The organism is Streptomyces piniterrae, from assembly GCF_005048155.1.
Taxonomy (GTDB): Bacteria; Actinomycetota; Actinomycetes; order Streptomycetales; family Streptomycetaceae; genus Streptomyces; species Streptomyces piniterrae.
Window position 1 is genome coordinate 174,284 of the sequence record NZ_SUMB01000010.1, and the last position, 12,884, is coordinate 187,167.

General features: G+C 68.9%; 11 protein-coding genes and 2 riboswitches. Of the genes, 10 read left to right on the forward strand and 1 reads right to left on the reverse strand.

From position 1 onward, the window contains the following. Positions 1-31: 31 nt before the first annotated feature. Positions 32-150: riboswitch (glycine riboswitch) on the reverse strand. Next, positions 151-246: riboswitch (glycine riboswitch) on the reverse strand. It lies immediately after the preceding riboswitch. Between the two features lie 381 nt (positions 247-627). The 9 genes from FCH28_RS26670 (at position 628) to FCH28_RS26710 (ending at position 11,227) form a co-directional block, all read left to right on the forward strand. Continuing rightward, a complete protein-coding gene (locus tag FCH28_RS26670; protein ID WP_136742704.1) occupies positions 628-1,215 on the forward strand; it encodes an AAA family ATPase in 588 nt (195 codons plus the stop codon). A 290-nt stretch (positions 1,216-1,505) separates the two neighbouring features. Then, complete coding sequence (locus tag FCH28_RS26675; RefSeq protein WP_136742705.1) at positions 1,506-2,303, forward strand: enhanced serine sensitivity protein SseB; 798 nt, start codon at positions 1,506-1,508, stop codon at positions 2,301-2,303. 58 nt (positions 2,304-2,361) lie between these two features. Continuing rightward, the gene (locus FCH28_RS26680; RefSeq protein ID WP_136742706.1) at positions 2,362-3,165 is read left to right on the forward strand and encodes an enhanced serine sensitivity protein SseB C-terminal domain-containing protein; all 804 of its coding nucleotides are present in this window, start codon (positions 2,362-2,364) and stop codon (positions 3,163-3,165) included. A gap of 420 nt (positions 3,166-3,585) precedes the next feature. Then, positions 3,586-4,584 carry an ABC transporter permease gene (locus FCH28_RS26685; RefSeq protein ID WP_136742707.1) on the forward strand — a complete coding sequence of 333 codons (999 nt, stop codon included), beginning with the start codon at positions 3,586-3,588 and terminating at the stop codon, positions 4,582-4,584. A gap of 101 nt (positions 4,585-4,685) precedes the next feature. Then, positions 4,686-6,437: an ABC transporter substrate-binding protein gene (locus FCH28_RS26690; RefSeq protein WP_136742708.1), complete on the forward strand. Its 1,752-nt coding sequence runs from the start codon at positions 4,686-4,688 to the stop codon at positions 6,435-6,437. A gap of 78 nt (positions 6,438-6,515) precedes the next feature. Further along, positions 6,516-7,526 carry an ABC transporter permease gene (locus FCH28_RS26695; RefSeq protein ID WP_136742709.1) on the forward strand — a complete coding sequence of 337 codons (1,011 nt, stop codon included), beginning with the start codon at positions 6,516-6,518 and terminating at the stop codon, positions 7,524-7,526. Next, positions 7,523-8,623: an ABC transporter ATP-binding protein gene (locus FCH28_RS26700; protein WP_136742710.1), complete on the forward strand. Its 1,101-nt coding sequence runs from the start codon at positions 7,523-7,525 to the stop codon at positions 8,621-8,623. The genes FCH28_RS26695 and FCH28_RS26700 overlap by 4 nt, the downstream gene beginning before the upstream one ends. A 23-nt stretch (positions 8,624-8,646) precedes the next feature. Beyond that, entirely contained in the window at positions 8,647-9,720 is a 1,074-nt protein-coding gene (locus tag FCH28_RS26705) for an ABC transporter ATP-binding protein (RefSeq protein ID WP_136742865.1), read from the forward strand. A gap of 97 nt (positions 9,721-9,817) precedes the next feature. After that, positions 9,818-11,227 carry a M1 family metallopeptidase gene (locus tag FCH28_RS26710; protein WP_136742711.1) on the forward strand — a complete coding sequence of 470 codons (1,410 nt, stop codon included), beginning with the start codon at positions 9,818-9,820 and terminating at the stop codon, positions 11,225-11,227. A 59-nt stretch (positions 11,228-11,286) separates the two neighbouring features. Here the strand turns inward: FCH28_RS26710 and FCH28_RS26715 are convergent, their stop codons facing one another. Further along, positions 11,287-11,919 (reverse strand): trimeric intracellular cation channel family protein, encoded by a 633-nt coding sequence (locus tag FCH28_RS26715; RefSeq protein WP_169314258.1) that lies wholly within the window; start codon positions 11,917-11,919, stop codon positions 11,287-11,289. A gap of 107 nt (positions 11,920-12,026) precedes the next feature. Here FCH28_RS26715 and FCH28_RS26720 point away from each other — a divergent pair, with 107 nt between their 5' ends. Next, on the forward strand, positions 12,027-12,875 hold the full coding sequence (locus FCH28_RS26720) for a thioesterase family protein (protein ID WP_136742713.1): 849 nt from the start codon (positions 12,027-12,029) through the stop codon (positions 12,873-12,875). Positions 12,876-12,884: the final 9 nt, after the last annotated feature.

Consider the following 12,884-nt stretch of genomic DNA (forward strand, 5'->3'; position numbering starts at 1 on the left):
TTCTGGGCTCCCAGGCATGGGTGACAAGACGTTCTCCCCATCTGTCATCGGAACCTGAGAGGTTCACCGGGATCCCGCGAACGGACCCGGTTTGCACCTTGGGTGGAGCCGCCCCCGTAGGCCGGGCGGTGGCTCGCTTTTCAGATCTGCCTCGCCCGCGCGGTATAGGGGCCTGAGAGATTCAAGGGAGGACTTGCTCCTTCGGCGCCCCGCCGTGGCGGCCGGGGACTCTCCCGCGCGGATTCAAGCGGCCGGTATGGAGTTGGCCGTGCACGGGTGACGAACTTGTGTGCACGTTGGCGCCGACATCATTGCACGGGATCGCCGGATGCAGGAGTCCTGGTCGTCGCCCCGCTCCGGACCGGGGCTCCGGCGTCCCGCGATCCGGCGCCGGTCCACGTCCACGGGGCGGACGGACCGGACAATCGCCTTGATTGGTATTACCTTTTCTTGACACTGTGCGGGTAGAGAACGGGCTCGAACCGGACTCGAACCGGACCGGGAGGGGCGATCACGGTGCACAGGGAAGCCGCATTCGCGACGAATGCGGGGGTCGCGGGCGCCGCGATACCCCGCCCCGGACGCACGTCCCCGGCCGTCGTCAGGCCAGGACGCAACGCCGATGTCATGGACTTGAGGGGAGCACGCCAGGGCCGCCCGGCGGCCGAGATGCGCTTTCCGGCCGGTGATCTCGTCGTGGTCTCCGGCCTGCCGGGCAGCGGCAAGAGCACTCTGATGCACCGCATCGTGCCGCCGCTGGACGCCCGGGGCGCCGCGGTGCACCGGATCGACTCGCAGGACGTCCGCGAGCGCTGGGAACGCGGCAGGCTGCGCCGGCTGCCGTACGGCCTCTACCGCCCGATGGTCCGCGCCTCCCACTACCTGGGGCTGCGCCGTGCGCTGCGCTCCGGCCACAGCGTGGTGGTGCACGACTGCGGGACGCTGGCGTGGGTGCGCCGCTGGATCGCGCGCTCGGCCCGGCGCGGCGGCCGCGGGCTGCATCTGGTGCTGCTGGACGTATCGCCCGAGGTGGCGCTGTCCGGGCAGGAGTCCCGGGGGCGCGGCGTCTCGGGGTACGCGTTCGCGCGGCACCGCAGGGCGGTGGCCCGTCTGGTGAGCGGGGCGGAGGCGGCCCGGCTGCCGAAGGGCTTCGACTCCGCGGTGCTGCTGGACCGGGGGGCGGCGAGCGCGTTGGAGACGGTGAGCTTCGGCTGAGGGGCGGGCGGGGGGCGTTGCTGGTGTCCCTTGGGGGGTGCTTGTGACCCTTAGGGGATGTTCGAACAGATCCCCTAGGGGATGCGAGGGCCCCCTGCGGGTCCACAACGCGGGGGGCGCGGGGCGATATTCCCGGCAGCCCGGCAGCCCGGCAGCCCGGCAGCGCAGCCCGGAAGCCCCGCGGCCCCCGCCGGCCCGGAAGCCCCGTGGCGCCGATTCGCTCCCTTCTCGTTTAGGGTCTTCGGGCAGAAAGCGCGGTGTGAACCGGGCGGTGCGAACGGGTGGGTGAGATGAACTTTCCGGAGCAGGGGATACCGGAGCTGGCGTGGCCGGCGAACGAGCTCGAAGAGGTGCTGGCCGCGTCGGTCGGGCACCCGGGCGCGGGCGGCCGGATCGTCGAGGTGCTGGGCCGCAGCCGGGTGTGGGTGCCGCTGCCCAACGGCGGCGGCCCCGACAGCGCCGGGCCGGGCGCCGGCGGCCTCGATCTGGCCACCGTGGAGATCGGCGGCGCGGCGTATGTGCCGGTCTTCAGTTCCGAGCAGGAGTTTCTGCGGGTCGTCGGCTCGCATATGTCCTTCACGGTCGCGCCGGCCCGGGAGTTCGCCCGCGGACTGCCCGCGAAGCTGGGCATCGCGGTCAATCCGGACGGCATGGTCGGTGTTCCGCTGCCGCCGGCCGCGGTGGCCGAACTGTGCAGGGAGAAGGGGCATGAGTCGGCCGGGCTGCCGAGCGGTGGTCGGGTGCGGCTCTTCGAGCCGGACTGGCAGCACGAGCCGGTGGACTTCCTGGCCGCTGCCGGGCTGGAGTTCTCCGCCGCCGGTTTTGTCCTAACTGCCCGTCGTGTCCTGGCAAGTGTGGAGGGCGACACGCCCGCGCTGTTCGTCGGAGTTCAGGTCGAGGTGCCGCCCGCCGCGCTACAGGACGGCGCCGCCCGCGAAGGGGCCCTGCAGGCCTTGGGACGTGCGCTGGGCGCGGTCCCGGTGCCCTGGCCCGTGCAGCTCGTCATGCTCGACATCGCCCAGGGCGACCCGGTCGCCGACTGGATGCTGGAGCGTGTGCGGCCCTTCTACTCTCGGGAGCACTCGTAAGCTGGTTGGATGACGGGCGGGCGCCCCACGTGCCCTGCCGACAGAAGGGACGGACCAGGTGAGCGCGGGCGGGCATCAGGGAGCGGCGGCGGCCGGGCAGGTCGAGCAGATGCTGCAGCAGGTCGCGCCCGGCCGCTACGACGCCTACGAGGCGCTGCTGCAGGCGCTCGCCGCGGGGCAGGTCTGGATGCTGCTCTGGCAGGGCCGGGCCGGGATGCCCGACGCGCAGTACGGGAACATGGAGGTCGACGGCCTCGGCTATGCGCCGTGTGTGACCTCGGCCGCCGAACTCGCCGCCTCCGGCTGGAGCCGCGACCACGAACTCGTCACCGGCCCCGACATCGCCGCGACGCTCTTCCCCGACCGCTGGGGTCTGTGGCTGAATCCGCACGCTCCCGGCGGCGGTGTCGGCATTCCCTGGCTGGATCTGCGCCGTATCGCCGGCGGCCTCGACCGGCTGCCGGCCGGACCGCTGCGGATCTCGGAACCGGTCATCGACATCCCGCAGTTCTATGCCCTCCTGGCCCAGAACGCCCACCGGACGCCCGCTGTGCGGTCGTTGCGCCGGGCCTGGGTGCAGCCCGCCCTGGGTGCCCCGTATCTGGCGATCGGGCTGGATCTGTACGACACCGGCCAACACGCGGTGGATTCGGTGCGGTTGATGATCCAGCAGTCGATCGGCGCGGTTCCGGACGGTTTGCCGGTATCGACCGTCGCGATGAACGATGAATACGACCCCGTCGGAATGTGGATGCGGGCCTCCACGCGTCCGTTCTTCGACCGCGACGGCTACGCCCAGGCGCCCGGTCCGGGTCCCGCTCCCGCCCCTTCCTACGGCTACGGATATCCCCGTCCGTACTGATCCGCGTTGGTCCGGGCCAGCGCCCGAAACCACGGCAGCGCGCATTTCTTTGGGGTGAATTCACCCCATGCGCCCACCGGTTGAATCCCTCTTTCACGGTTGATCATTCCGCTCAGCCGGGCCGGCTGTCCGTATAACGGAAGCCTGTGGACCACATCACAGTTGCGCATCCTTTCATCGCGAGGACTGGTGAGTGATCGCGAATCGGATGAAGACTCCGGCTTCAAGAGAGCTTCGGCTCCTTGTACGAGCGTCATTCAGACCAGCATCGCGTGAATCTCTATTTCCACGGGGCGAAGAATTCCACGGGGCGAACTTCCGCGATGTATGCACCACTTGCACCAGTGATGTGAACCAGTCCGCTATCCGCGGCGGGCATTTGGGGCCGGCCACCGCCGGCCGAGAGGGGTCAAGGGCACCGTGACCGCACCGATCGAGACCACCGGGGCGGCTGCTGAGGCGCAGCCGGAAGCGGTGCTGAAAGGCGTCGAGGGCAAGCGCATCGAAGGGCGCTCGCTCGGCCAGATCGCGTGGCTGCGCTTCCGCCGCGACAAGGTCGCGGTAGCGGGCGCCATCGTCGTCCTCCTGCTCGTCGTGGTCGCCGCGCTGTCCCGCCCGCTGCAGGCCCTGCTGGGCCTGGACCCGAACAGCCCGAACCAGTCGCTGATCGACCCCAACACCACGCTGCCCAAGGGCGACCTGGGCGGTATGAGCGGGGACCACCCGCTCGGTGTGGACCCGAAGTTCGGCCGTGACCTGCTCGCCCGCATCCTCGAGGGCTCGTGGGTGTCGCTGATCGTGGCCTTCGGCGCGACGCTGCTGTCGGTCGCCATCGGCACCGTCCTCGGCGTCGTCGCCGGCTTCTACCGCGGCCGGGTGGACGCGTTCATCAGCCGCATGATGGACGTCTTCCTGGCCTTCCCGCTGCTGCTGTTCGCCATCGCCATCTCCGCCTCCCTCCAGGGCGGCGCGTTCGGCATGGAGGGCCTGCCGCTGCACATCTCGGTGCTGATCTTCGTGATCGGCTTCTTCAACTGGCCGTACATGGGACGCATCGTGCGCGCCCAGACCCTGTCGCTGCGGGAACGCGAATTCGTGGACGCCGCCCGCGGCATGGGTGCGCGCGGGCCGTTCATCCTCTTCCGGGAACTGCTGCCCAACCTGGTGGGTCCGGTGATCGTCTACTCGACGCTGCTGATCCCCTCCAACATCCTGTTCGAGGCTGCGCTGAGCTTCCTCGGTGTCGGCATCCAGCCGCCCCAGGCGTCCTGGGGCGGAATGCTCAACCAGGCGGTCAAGTACTACGAGGTCGACCCTCAGTACATGATCGTCCCCGGCCTCGCGATCTTCGTCACCGTGCTCGCGTTCAACCTGCTCGGTGACGGACTGAGGGACGCGCTGGACCCGCGCAGCCGCTGACAGCACGCGGGCACCTGCCCAGCAGCCTCAACAGCCTCAACAGTGTTTTGACGTTCTGACGTTCCGACGTTTCTCGACGAACGAAGGGGAGACCGACCATCATGCGAAGGTCAGTTCCGGTCGCGACCATAGCGGCCATCACCAGTGCGGGCCTTTTGCTGGCCGGCTGCAGCGGGGGCAAGGACTCCGGAAGCGGCTCGGCCGAGGCCAACGCCGCGACCAAGGGCGTCGTCAACGCCTCGGACACGAAGGGCGGCACGCTCAACTACGCCCTGAGTGACGCTCCCGAGTCGTTCGACCCGGGCAACACGTACTACGCCTTCATCTACAACTTCAGCCGGCTCTACGCGCGCCCGCTGACCACCTTCAAGCCGGGCCCCGGCGCCAAGGGCAACGAGCTGGTCCCGGACCTCGCCGAGTCGATGGGCAAGGCCTCCGACGGCGGCAAGACCTGGACGTACAAGATCCGCAAGGGCCTCAAGTACGACGACGGCTCCGCGATCACCTCGAAGGACGTGAAGTACGCCGTCGAGCGCAGCAACTTCGCGCGCGACACCCTCTCGCTGGGCCCGAACTACTTCCAGCAGTTCCTCAAGGACAACGACGGCGGCTACAAGGGTCCCTACAAGGACAAGGGCAAGGAGGGTCTCAAGTCCATCGAGACCCCCGACGACCAGACGATCGTCTTCCACCTGAAGAAGCCGTTCGCCGAGTTCGACTACCTGGTCAGCGCCCCGCAGACGGCCCCGGTGCCGCAGGCCAAGGACAAGGGCGCGGACTACACCAAGTCCGTGGTCTCCAGCGGCTCGTACAAGTACGAGAGCTACGAGGAGGGCAAGCAGCTCACCCTCGTCCGCAACCCGCACTGGTCCGCGAAGACCGACCCGCTGCGCAAGCAGCTGCCGGACAAGATCGTCCTGAAGCTGAAGGTCGCCCAGTCGACCATCGACAAGGACCTCCAGTCCGGTACCACCCATGTCGACCTGGCCGGCCGCGGCGTCGACGGCCAGACGCAGGCCAAGCTCCTGGTGGACTCCAAGGAGAAGGCCAACACCGACAACGCGCTCGGCCAGCGCCTCGTCTACACGGCGATCAACACCAAGGTGAAGCCGTTCGACAACATCGAGTGCCGCAAGGCCGTCGAGTACGCCATCGACAAGAAGGCCGTGCAGACCTCGCTCGGCGGCCCGATCCGCGGTGAGATCGCCTCCACGGTCCTGCCCAGCGACCTCGACGGCTACCAGAAGTACGACCTGTACCCGCAGAAGTACAAGGGCGACAAGCTGGACCTGACCGAGGCCAAGAAGCACTGGGACAAGTGCGGCGCCGGCAAGGTCGACACCACCATCCTGGCGCGCAACGACCGCCAGGACGAGGTGGACGCGGCGACCTCGGTCATCGACTCGCTCAAGAAGATCGGCGTCAACGCCAAGATCCAGAGCTACCCGACCAGCAAGTACTTCTCGGACTACGCGGGTGTGCCGAAGTTCAACAAGAAGAACAACGTCGGCCTGATCATGATGCAGTGGGGCTCGGACTTCCCGACCGGCTACGGCTACCTCCAGCAGATCCTGAACGGCAAGGCGATCAGCCAGTCCGGTAACACCAACCTCTCCGAGCTCGACGACCCGGAGATCAACAAGCTGCTCGACAGCGCCATCGCCAACACCGACAAGGCCGCGCGCGAGAAGGCGTACGCCGAGATCGACAAGAAGGCGATGGAGCAGGCGGCGATGGTCCCGCTCACCTACTTCAAGGTCCTGATGTACCGCTCGCCCAAGGCCACCAACCTGGTGTCCACCTCGGCCTTCAGCGGTGAGTACGACTACCTCAACGTCGGCGTCAAGAAGTAGCAGCCCTGGAAGGCAGGTGAAGGCATTGGTGTCCGCGGGCCGGTTCCGGCCGGCCCGCGGCACCGGCGCCGCATCCCCGTGTTCTCGTACATCATCCGCAGGTTGATCAGCGCAGTGATCCTGCTGCTGATCGTCAGCGCGGTCACTTTCGGCATCTTCTTCCTGCTGCCGAAACTGGCCGGGCAGAGCACCGACCAGCTTGCCCAGCAGTACATCGGAAAGGCCCCCACGCCCGCGGATATCGCCGCGGTGAAGAAGAATCTCGGCCTGGACAAGCCCGTGTACGAGCAGTACTGGGACTTCCTCAAGGGCATTTTCGTCGGCGTCGACTACAAATTCGGTCCGGAAGCGGCCAAATGCCATGTGCCGTGCTTCGGCTATTCCTTCAAAACGCATATCGAGGTCTGGCCCGAAATCCAGTCCAGGCTCCCGGTGACGCTGTCGCTGGCCGCCGGTGCCGCCGTGCTGTGGGTCGTCTCCGGTGTCGCCACCGGTGTGCTGTCCGCGCTGCGCCCCGGCTCGCTCTTCGACCGGATGGCCATGGGCGTCGCCCTGGCCGGTGTCTCCCTCCCCATGTTCTTCACCGGCGCCCTGGCGCTGGCCCTCTTCACCTACCAGTGGCCGATCTTCGAACGCAGCGACTATGTGCCGCTGATGGAGGATCCGTTCCTGTGGGCGCGGACCCTGGTCCTGCCCTGGGTGACCCTGGCCTTCCTCTACTCCGCGCTCTACGCCCGGCTCACCAGGGCCGGCATGCTGGAGACGCTGAGCGAGGACTACATCCGCACGGCCCGCGCCAAGGGCCTGCGCGAACGCAAGGTGGTCGTACGGCACGGCCTGCGCGCCGCGCTCACCCCGATCATCACCGTGTTCGGCATGGACCTGGGCCTGCTGCTCGGTGGCGCGCTGATCACCGAACAGGTCTTCTCGCTCAAGGGAGTCGGCGCCTTCGCCGTCGAGGCGATCAACGCCAACGACCTGCCGAACATTCTCGGCGTCACCCTGCTCGCCGCGTTCTTCATCGTCCTGTGCAACCTGGTGGTGGACGTTCTGTACGCCTCCGTCGACCCGCGGGTGAGGCTCTCGTGACCGACCTGGACAAGTCCGGCGCCGCACCCGGCGAGCCGACACCCGCAGCGGCGCGGCCGCCCTCCGCCTTCCTCGAAGTGCGGGACCTGAAGGTGCACTTCCCCACCGACGACGGCATCGTGAAGTCCGTCGACGGGCTCACGTTCAGCCTGGAGAAGGGCAAGACCCTCGGCATCGTCGGCGAGTCGGGCTCCGGCAAGTCCGTGACCTCGCTCGCCGTCATGGGCCTGCACCGCGCCTCCCGCCAGCAGCGCAGCAAGGTCAGCATGTCCGGCGAGATCTGGCTGGACGGCAAGGAGCTGGTCTCCGCCGATCCGGACGAGGTGCGCCGGCTGCGCGGCCGGGAGATGGCGATGATCTTCCAGGACCCGCTGTCCGCGCTGCACCCCTACTACACCGTCGGCCAGCAGATCGTGGAGGCGTACCGCGTCCACCACGACGTCGACAAGAAGACCGCGCGCAGGCGGGCGATCGAGATGCTCGACCGGGTCGGCATCCCCCAGCCCGACAAGCGGGTCGACGACCATCCGCACCAGTTCTCCGGCGGTATGCGCCAGCGCGCGATGATCGCGATGGCGCTGGTCAACAACCCGGAGCTGCTGATCGCCGACGAGCCGACCACCGCCCTGGACGTCACCGTCCAGGCGCAGATCCTCGACCTGATCCGCGATCTGCAGAAGGAGTTCGGCTCGGCGGTCATCATCATCACCCACGACCTGGGTGTGGTGGCCGAGCTCGCCGACGACCTGCTGGTGATGTACGGCGGCCGGTGCGTGGAGCGCGGGCCGGCCGAGCGGGTCTTCTATGCGCCCCAGCACCCCTACACCTGGGGACTGCTCGGCTCCATGCCACGGATCGACCGTGACCAGACCGACCGGCTGATACCCGTCAAGGGGTCGCCGCCCAGCCTGATCAACGTGCCGTCCGGCTGTGCCTTCAACCCCCGTTGCCCGTACGCGGACGTCCCCAAGGACAACGCCACCCGCACGGTGCGCCCCGAACTGCGCCAGGTCGACGGCGGGCACTACTCCGCCTGCCATATGTCGCAGGAGGAGCGGGAGCGTATCTGGACCGAAGAGATTGCGCCGAAGCTGTGACCGAGACAGACGACAGCAAGAAGATCCCCGTCGAGAAGTCGGCCGGCGACGCCCCCCAGGAAGCCGCCGAGGCAGCTCCGCCGACGGCAGCGCCGGCCGCCGCAGGACCCGAGCCGCTGCTGCGCGTACGCGGTCTGGTCCGGCACTTCCCGATCACCAAGGGCCTGCTCAAGCGGCAGGTCGGGGCGGTGCAGGCGGTCGACGGCATCGACTTCGACGTTCGGCCGGGGGAGACGCTCGGCGTCGTCGGCGAGTCCGGCTGCGGCAAGTCGACGATGGGCCGGCTGATCACCCGGCTCGACGAACCCACCGGCGGTTCCATCGAGTTCGAGGGCCGGGACATCACCCATCTGTCCCAGGGCAGGCTGCGGCCGATGCGCCGCGACGTCCAGATGATCTTCCAGGACCCGTACGGCTCGCTGAACCCCCGGCACACCATCGGCGGCATCGTCGGCACCCCCTTCCGCCTCCAGGGCGTCGAGCCCGAGGGCGGTGTGAAGAAGGAGGTGCAGCGGCTGCTGGAGCTGGTGGGCCTGAGCCCTGAGCACTACAACCGCTATCCGCACGAGTTCTCCGGCGGTCAGCGGCAGCGCATCGGCATCGCCAGGGCGCTGGCCCTCAAGCCGAAGCTGGTCGTCGCCGACGAGCCGGTCTCGGCCCTCGACGTCTCCATCCAGGCGCAGGTCGTCAACCTCATGGACGACCTCCAGGAGGAGCTCGGGCTGACGTATGTGATCATCGCGCACGACCTGTCCGTCATCCGGCATGTCTCGGACCGGATCGCGGTCATGTACCTCGGCAAGATCGTGGAGTTGGCGGACCGCAAGGCGCTCTACGACTCGCCGATGCATCCGTACACCAAGGCGCTGCTCTCCGCGGTGCCGGTGCCCGACCCCAAGCGGCGGACCCAGCGCGACCGGATCCTGCTCAAGGGCGATGTGCCCTCGCCGATCAACCCGCCGTCCGGCTGCCGGTTCCGTACCCGGTGCTGGAAGGCGACCGAGGAGTGCACGACCACCGAACCACCGCTGGTCGCACTGCGCACCGGGCACCAGGTGGCATGCCACCACCCGGAGAACGCACCAAATGATCAGTAAAGCCTGAGGAATTGGCAAAGTCCTGAGCAAAAAGGGACGGGAGAGTGCAGAGTCAGCGCGGCTGTTTCCTTCATCCGTGTGTTCGAAAGGACGACTCATGGCGCTCTCCCGTTCTGTGCGTCGCACCCCCCGCTTGCTCGCCCTCGCCACCGCGGTCGCCTCGGCCGCCACCATCGCCGCCGCCCCCGGCGCCTCGCCCGGCGCGCCCGGTGTCGGCGACCCCTACTTCCCCAAGCTCGGCAACGGCGGCTTCGACGCCCTGCACTACGACCTCGGCGTCAGCTACGACCCCGACAGCGGCCTCCTGGAAGGCCGTACGACCATCAAGGCCAAGGCCACCGGGAACCTCAGCAGGTTCGACCTCGACCTGCAGAAGCTCCGGGTCGAGTCGGTCAAGGTGAACGGCAGGAAGGCGGCCTTCGCCAGATCCGGCGACGAGCTCACCGTCACCCCGACCGCCCGCCTCCGCAAGGGCGAGCGGTTCACCGTCTCCGTCGCCTACGCCGGCATACCCAAGCCGCTCAGCGGCCCCATCATCTTCGGCTCCGACTACGGCTGGATGAAGACCAAGGACGGTGTCTTCGTCGCCTGCGAGCCCAACGCCGCCTCGACCTGGTTCCCCTCCAGCGACCACCCCAGCGACAAGGCGACCTACGACATCCGCATCGACGCCCCCAAGGGCCTGACCGGTATCTCCAACGGTCGGCTGGTCGGCTCCCACGAGAAGGGCGGCCGCTCCTACTTCCACTGGCGCGAGACCAAGCCGATGGCGACGTACCTGGCCACCGCCACCGTCGGAAAGTTCGACGTCCGCACCGGCACCACCCCGGGCGGCACCCCCATCTACGTGGCCACCGACCCGACCCTGCCGACCGGCAAGGTCGACGTCTACGGCATCACCGCCGCGGCCACCGACTACTGGTCCAAGGTGTTCGGCCCGTACCCCTTCGAGGAGACCGGCGCCATCGTCGACGACATGCCGCAGGCGGGCTTCTCCCTGGAGGTGCAGTCCAAGCCGGTCTACTCGGCGGTGCGCAACGAGACGACCATCGTCCACGAGCTGGCACACCAGTGGTTCGGCGACTCGGTCTCCGTCAAGCAGTGGCAGCACATCTGGCTCAACGAGGGCTTCGCCAGCTACGCGCAGTGGCTGTGGGACGAGCACAAGGGCACCAAGAGCGCCCACGACGCGTTCCGCGAGGCGTACAAGGAGATCCCGGCCGGCGACGACTTCTGGAAGGTGAAGATCGCCGACCCGAAGCGGGACACCATGTTCCACGGCGCGGTCTACGAGCGGGGCGCGATGACGCTCCAGGTGCTCCGCGAGCGGATCGGCGACAAGGCGTTCTTCACGCTGCTGCCGGCCTGGACCGCCGCGCACCGGTACGGCAACGCGGAGACGTCCCAGTTCATCGCGCTCGCCGAGAAGATCTCCGGCCAGGAGCTGGACGACCTCTTCGACACCTGGCTGAACACGGACAGCAGGCCGGCGCTGCCCGGGAAGTAGCCGCCAGCGGAGGGGCGGTCGCCCCCGGCGGGCCCGGCGTCGGTCGCCGTCAGTCGGCGTCAGTCCGCGTCGGGCCCGCCCCGCTTGGCGAGCTGCTGCGGCCGGGGCAGGTGCAGTCCGAGGTAGACCGCGCCCATCCGCAGCGCGAACACCACCCCCGCCGAGATCGCCGCGGCGGGGGTGGCCCCGGTGCCGAGGTGGAACAGCGCGAGATAGCAGCAGGCGCCGGCCAGCGCGGCGATCGCGTACACGTCCTCGCGCAGCAGCAGCGGCGGGAACTCCCCGCACAGCACATCGCGGACCACCTCACCGGTGACACCGGTCAGCACCGCGAGGATGATCACCGCGAGCGGGGTGGCGCCCGCCTCGATGGCGGCGCGGGCCCCGATCACCGTGACGACGGCGAGGCCGAGGGCGTCCACCACCAGCAGCGCTTTGTGCGGCAGCGACCAGAACCGCAGATAGGCCATGGTGCCGACGCCGACACAGATGATCACCGTGAGCAGTACCCAGTCGTGTGTCCAGTACAGCGGCTGCCGGTCGAGTATGAGGTCGCGCAGCGTGCCGCCGGAGATGGACGCGGCGAAGGCGAGCACCAGCCCGCCGAAGGGGTCCATGTTGGCGCGGTAGGCGGCCAGCACCCCGCTCGCGGCGAAGGCGGAGACACCGACCAGGTAGAGCACATGAAGCATGGCGCCCATCATCGCAGGGGCGGAACGAATGGCTCCGGTCGAGGTCGTTCATGACTGTGAAAAATTAGTACTACCGGTCGGTAACTTTTCCCTGTAGCGTGCCCGCCATGGCAAAGGCGACCATCGGTAACAGCGAGTTCGACCGCGATACGGCGGTCACCCGCCGCGCCCCCGGCGTCTACGACGCGCGCCTCTCCGCCGGGTGGACGATCATCCAGGCGGTCAACGGCGGCTATCTGCTCGCCCTCATGGGCCGCGCACTGGGCGACGCCCTGCCGCACCCCGACCCGATGTCGGTCACCGCGCACTACCTGACGGCCTCCGTCCCGGGCCCGGCCGTCATCCGCACCGAGGTGGTCCGCACCGGCCGCACGATGTCCACCGGCACCGCCACCCTCGTCCAGTTCGCCGAGGACGGCACCGAGGTCGAGCGGCTGCGGGTGCTCGCCGCCTACGGCGACCTCGACACCCTGCCCGACGACGTCCGTACGACCGCCAAGCCGCCGGCCATCCCCCCGTACGAACACTGCCTGGGTACGGACAGCGCCCCCGACGGCGAACCGGCCATCCCCGGCAGCACCGCCATCGCCGACCGCCTCGCCCTCCGGCTGGACCCGGCGACCGCGGGCTGGGCCGTCGGCGCGCCGTCCGGCAAGGGGGAGATGCGCGCCTGGTTCGGCCTGGCCGACGGCCGCGCGCCCGACCCGCTCTCGCTCCTGCTGACGGTCGACGCGCTGCCGCCCACCGCCTTCGAGATGGGCCTGTCCGGCTGGGTGCCCACCGTCGAACTCACCACCCACATCCGGCGCCGCCCGGCGCCCGGACCGCTCCGGGTCGCCATCACCACCCGCAACCTGGCGGGCGGCTTCCTGGAGGAGGACGCCGAGGTCTGGGACTCCGAGGACCGGCTCGTCGCGCAGTCCCGCCAGCTGGCACGGGCACTCCTGACGGACTGAGCAGCGCAG

Coding starts and splice junctions, on each gene's coding strand:
- FCH28_RS26670 (WP_136742704.1), top strand. CDS start 628: ATGGACTTGAGGGGAGCACGCCAGGGCCGCCCGGCGGCCGAGATGCGC.
- FCH28_RS26675 (WP_136742705.1), top strand. CDS start 1,506: ATGAACTTTCCGGAGCAGGGGATACCGGAGCTGGCGTGGCCGGCGAAC.
- FCH28_RS26690 (WP_136742708.1), top strand. CDS start 4,686: ATGCGAAGGTCAGTTCCGGTCGCGACCATAGCGGCCATCACCAGTGCG.
- FCH28_RS26710 (WP_136742711.1), top strand. CDS start 9,818: ATGGCGCTCTCCCGTTCTGTGCGTCGCACCCCCCGCTTGCTCGCCCTC.
- FCH28_RS26715 (WP_169314258.1), bottom strand. CDS start 11,919: ATGCTTCATGTGCTCTACCTGGTCGGTGTCTCCGCCTTCGCCGCGAGC.
- FCH28_RS26720 (WP_136742713.1), top strand. CDS start 12,027: ATGGCAAAGGCGACCATCGGTAACAGCGAGTTCGACCGCGATACGGCG.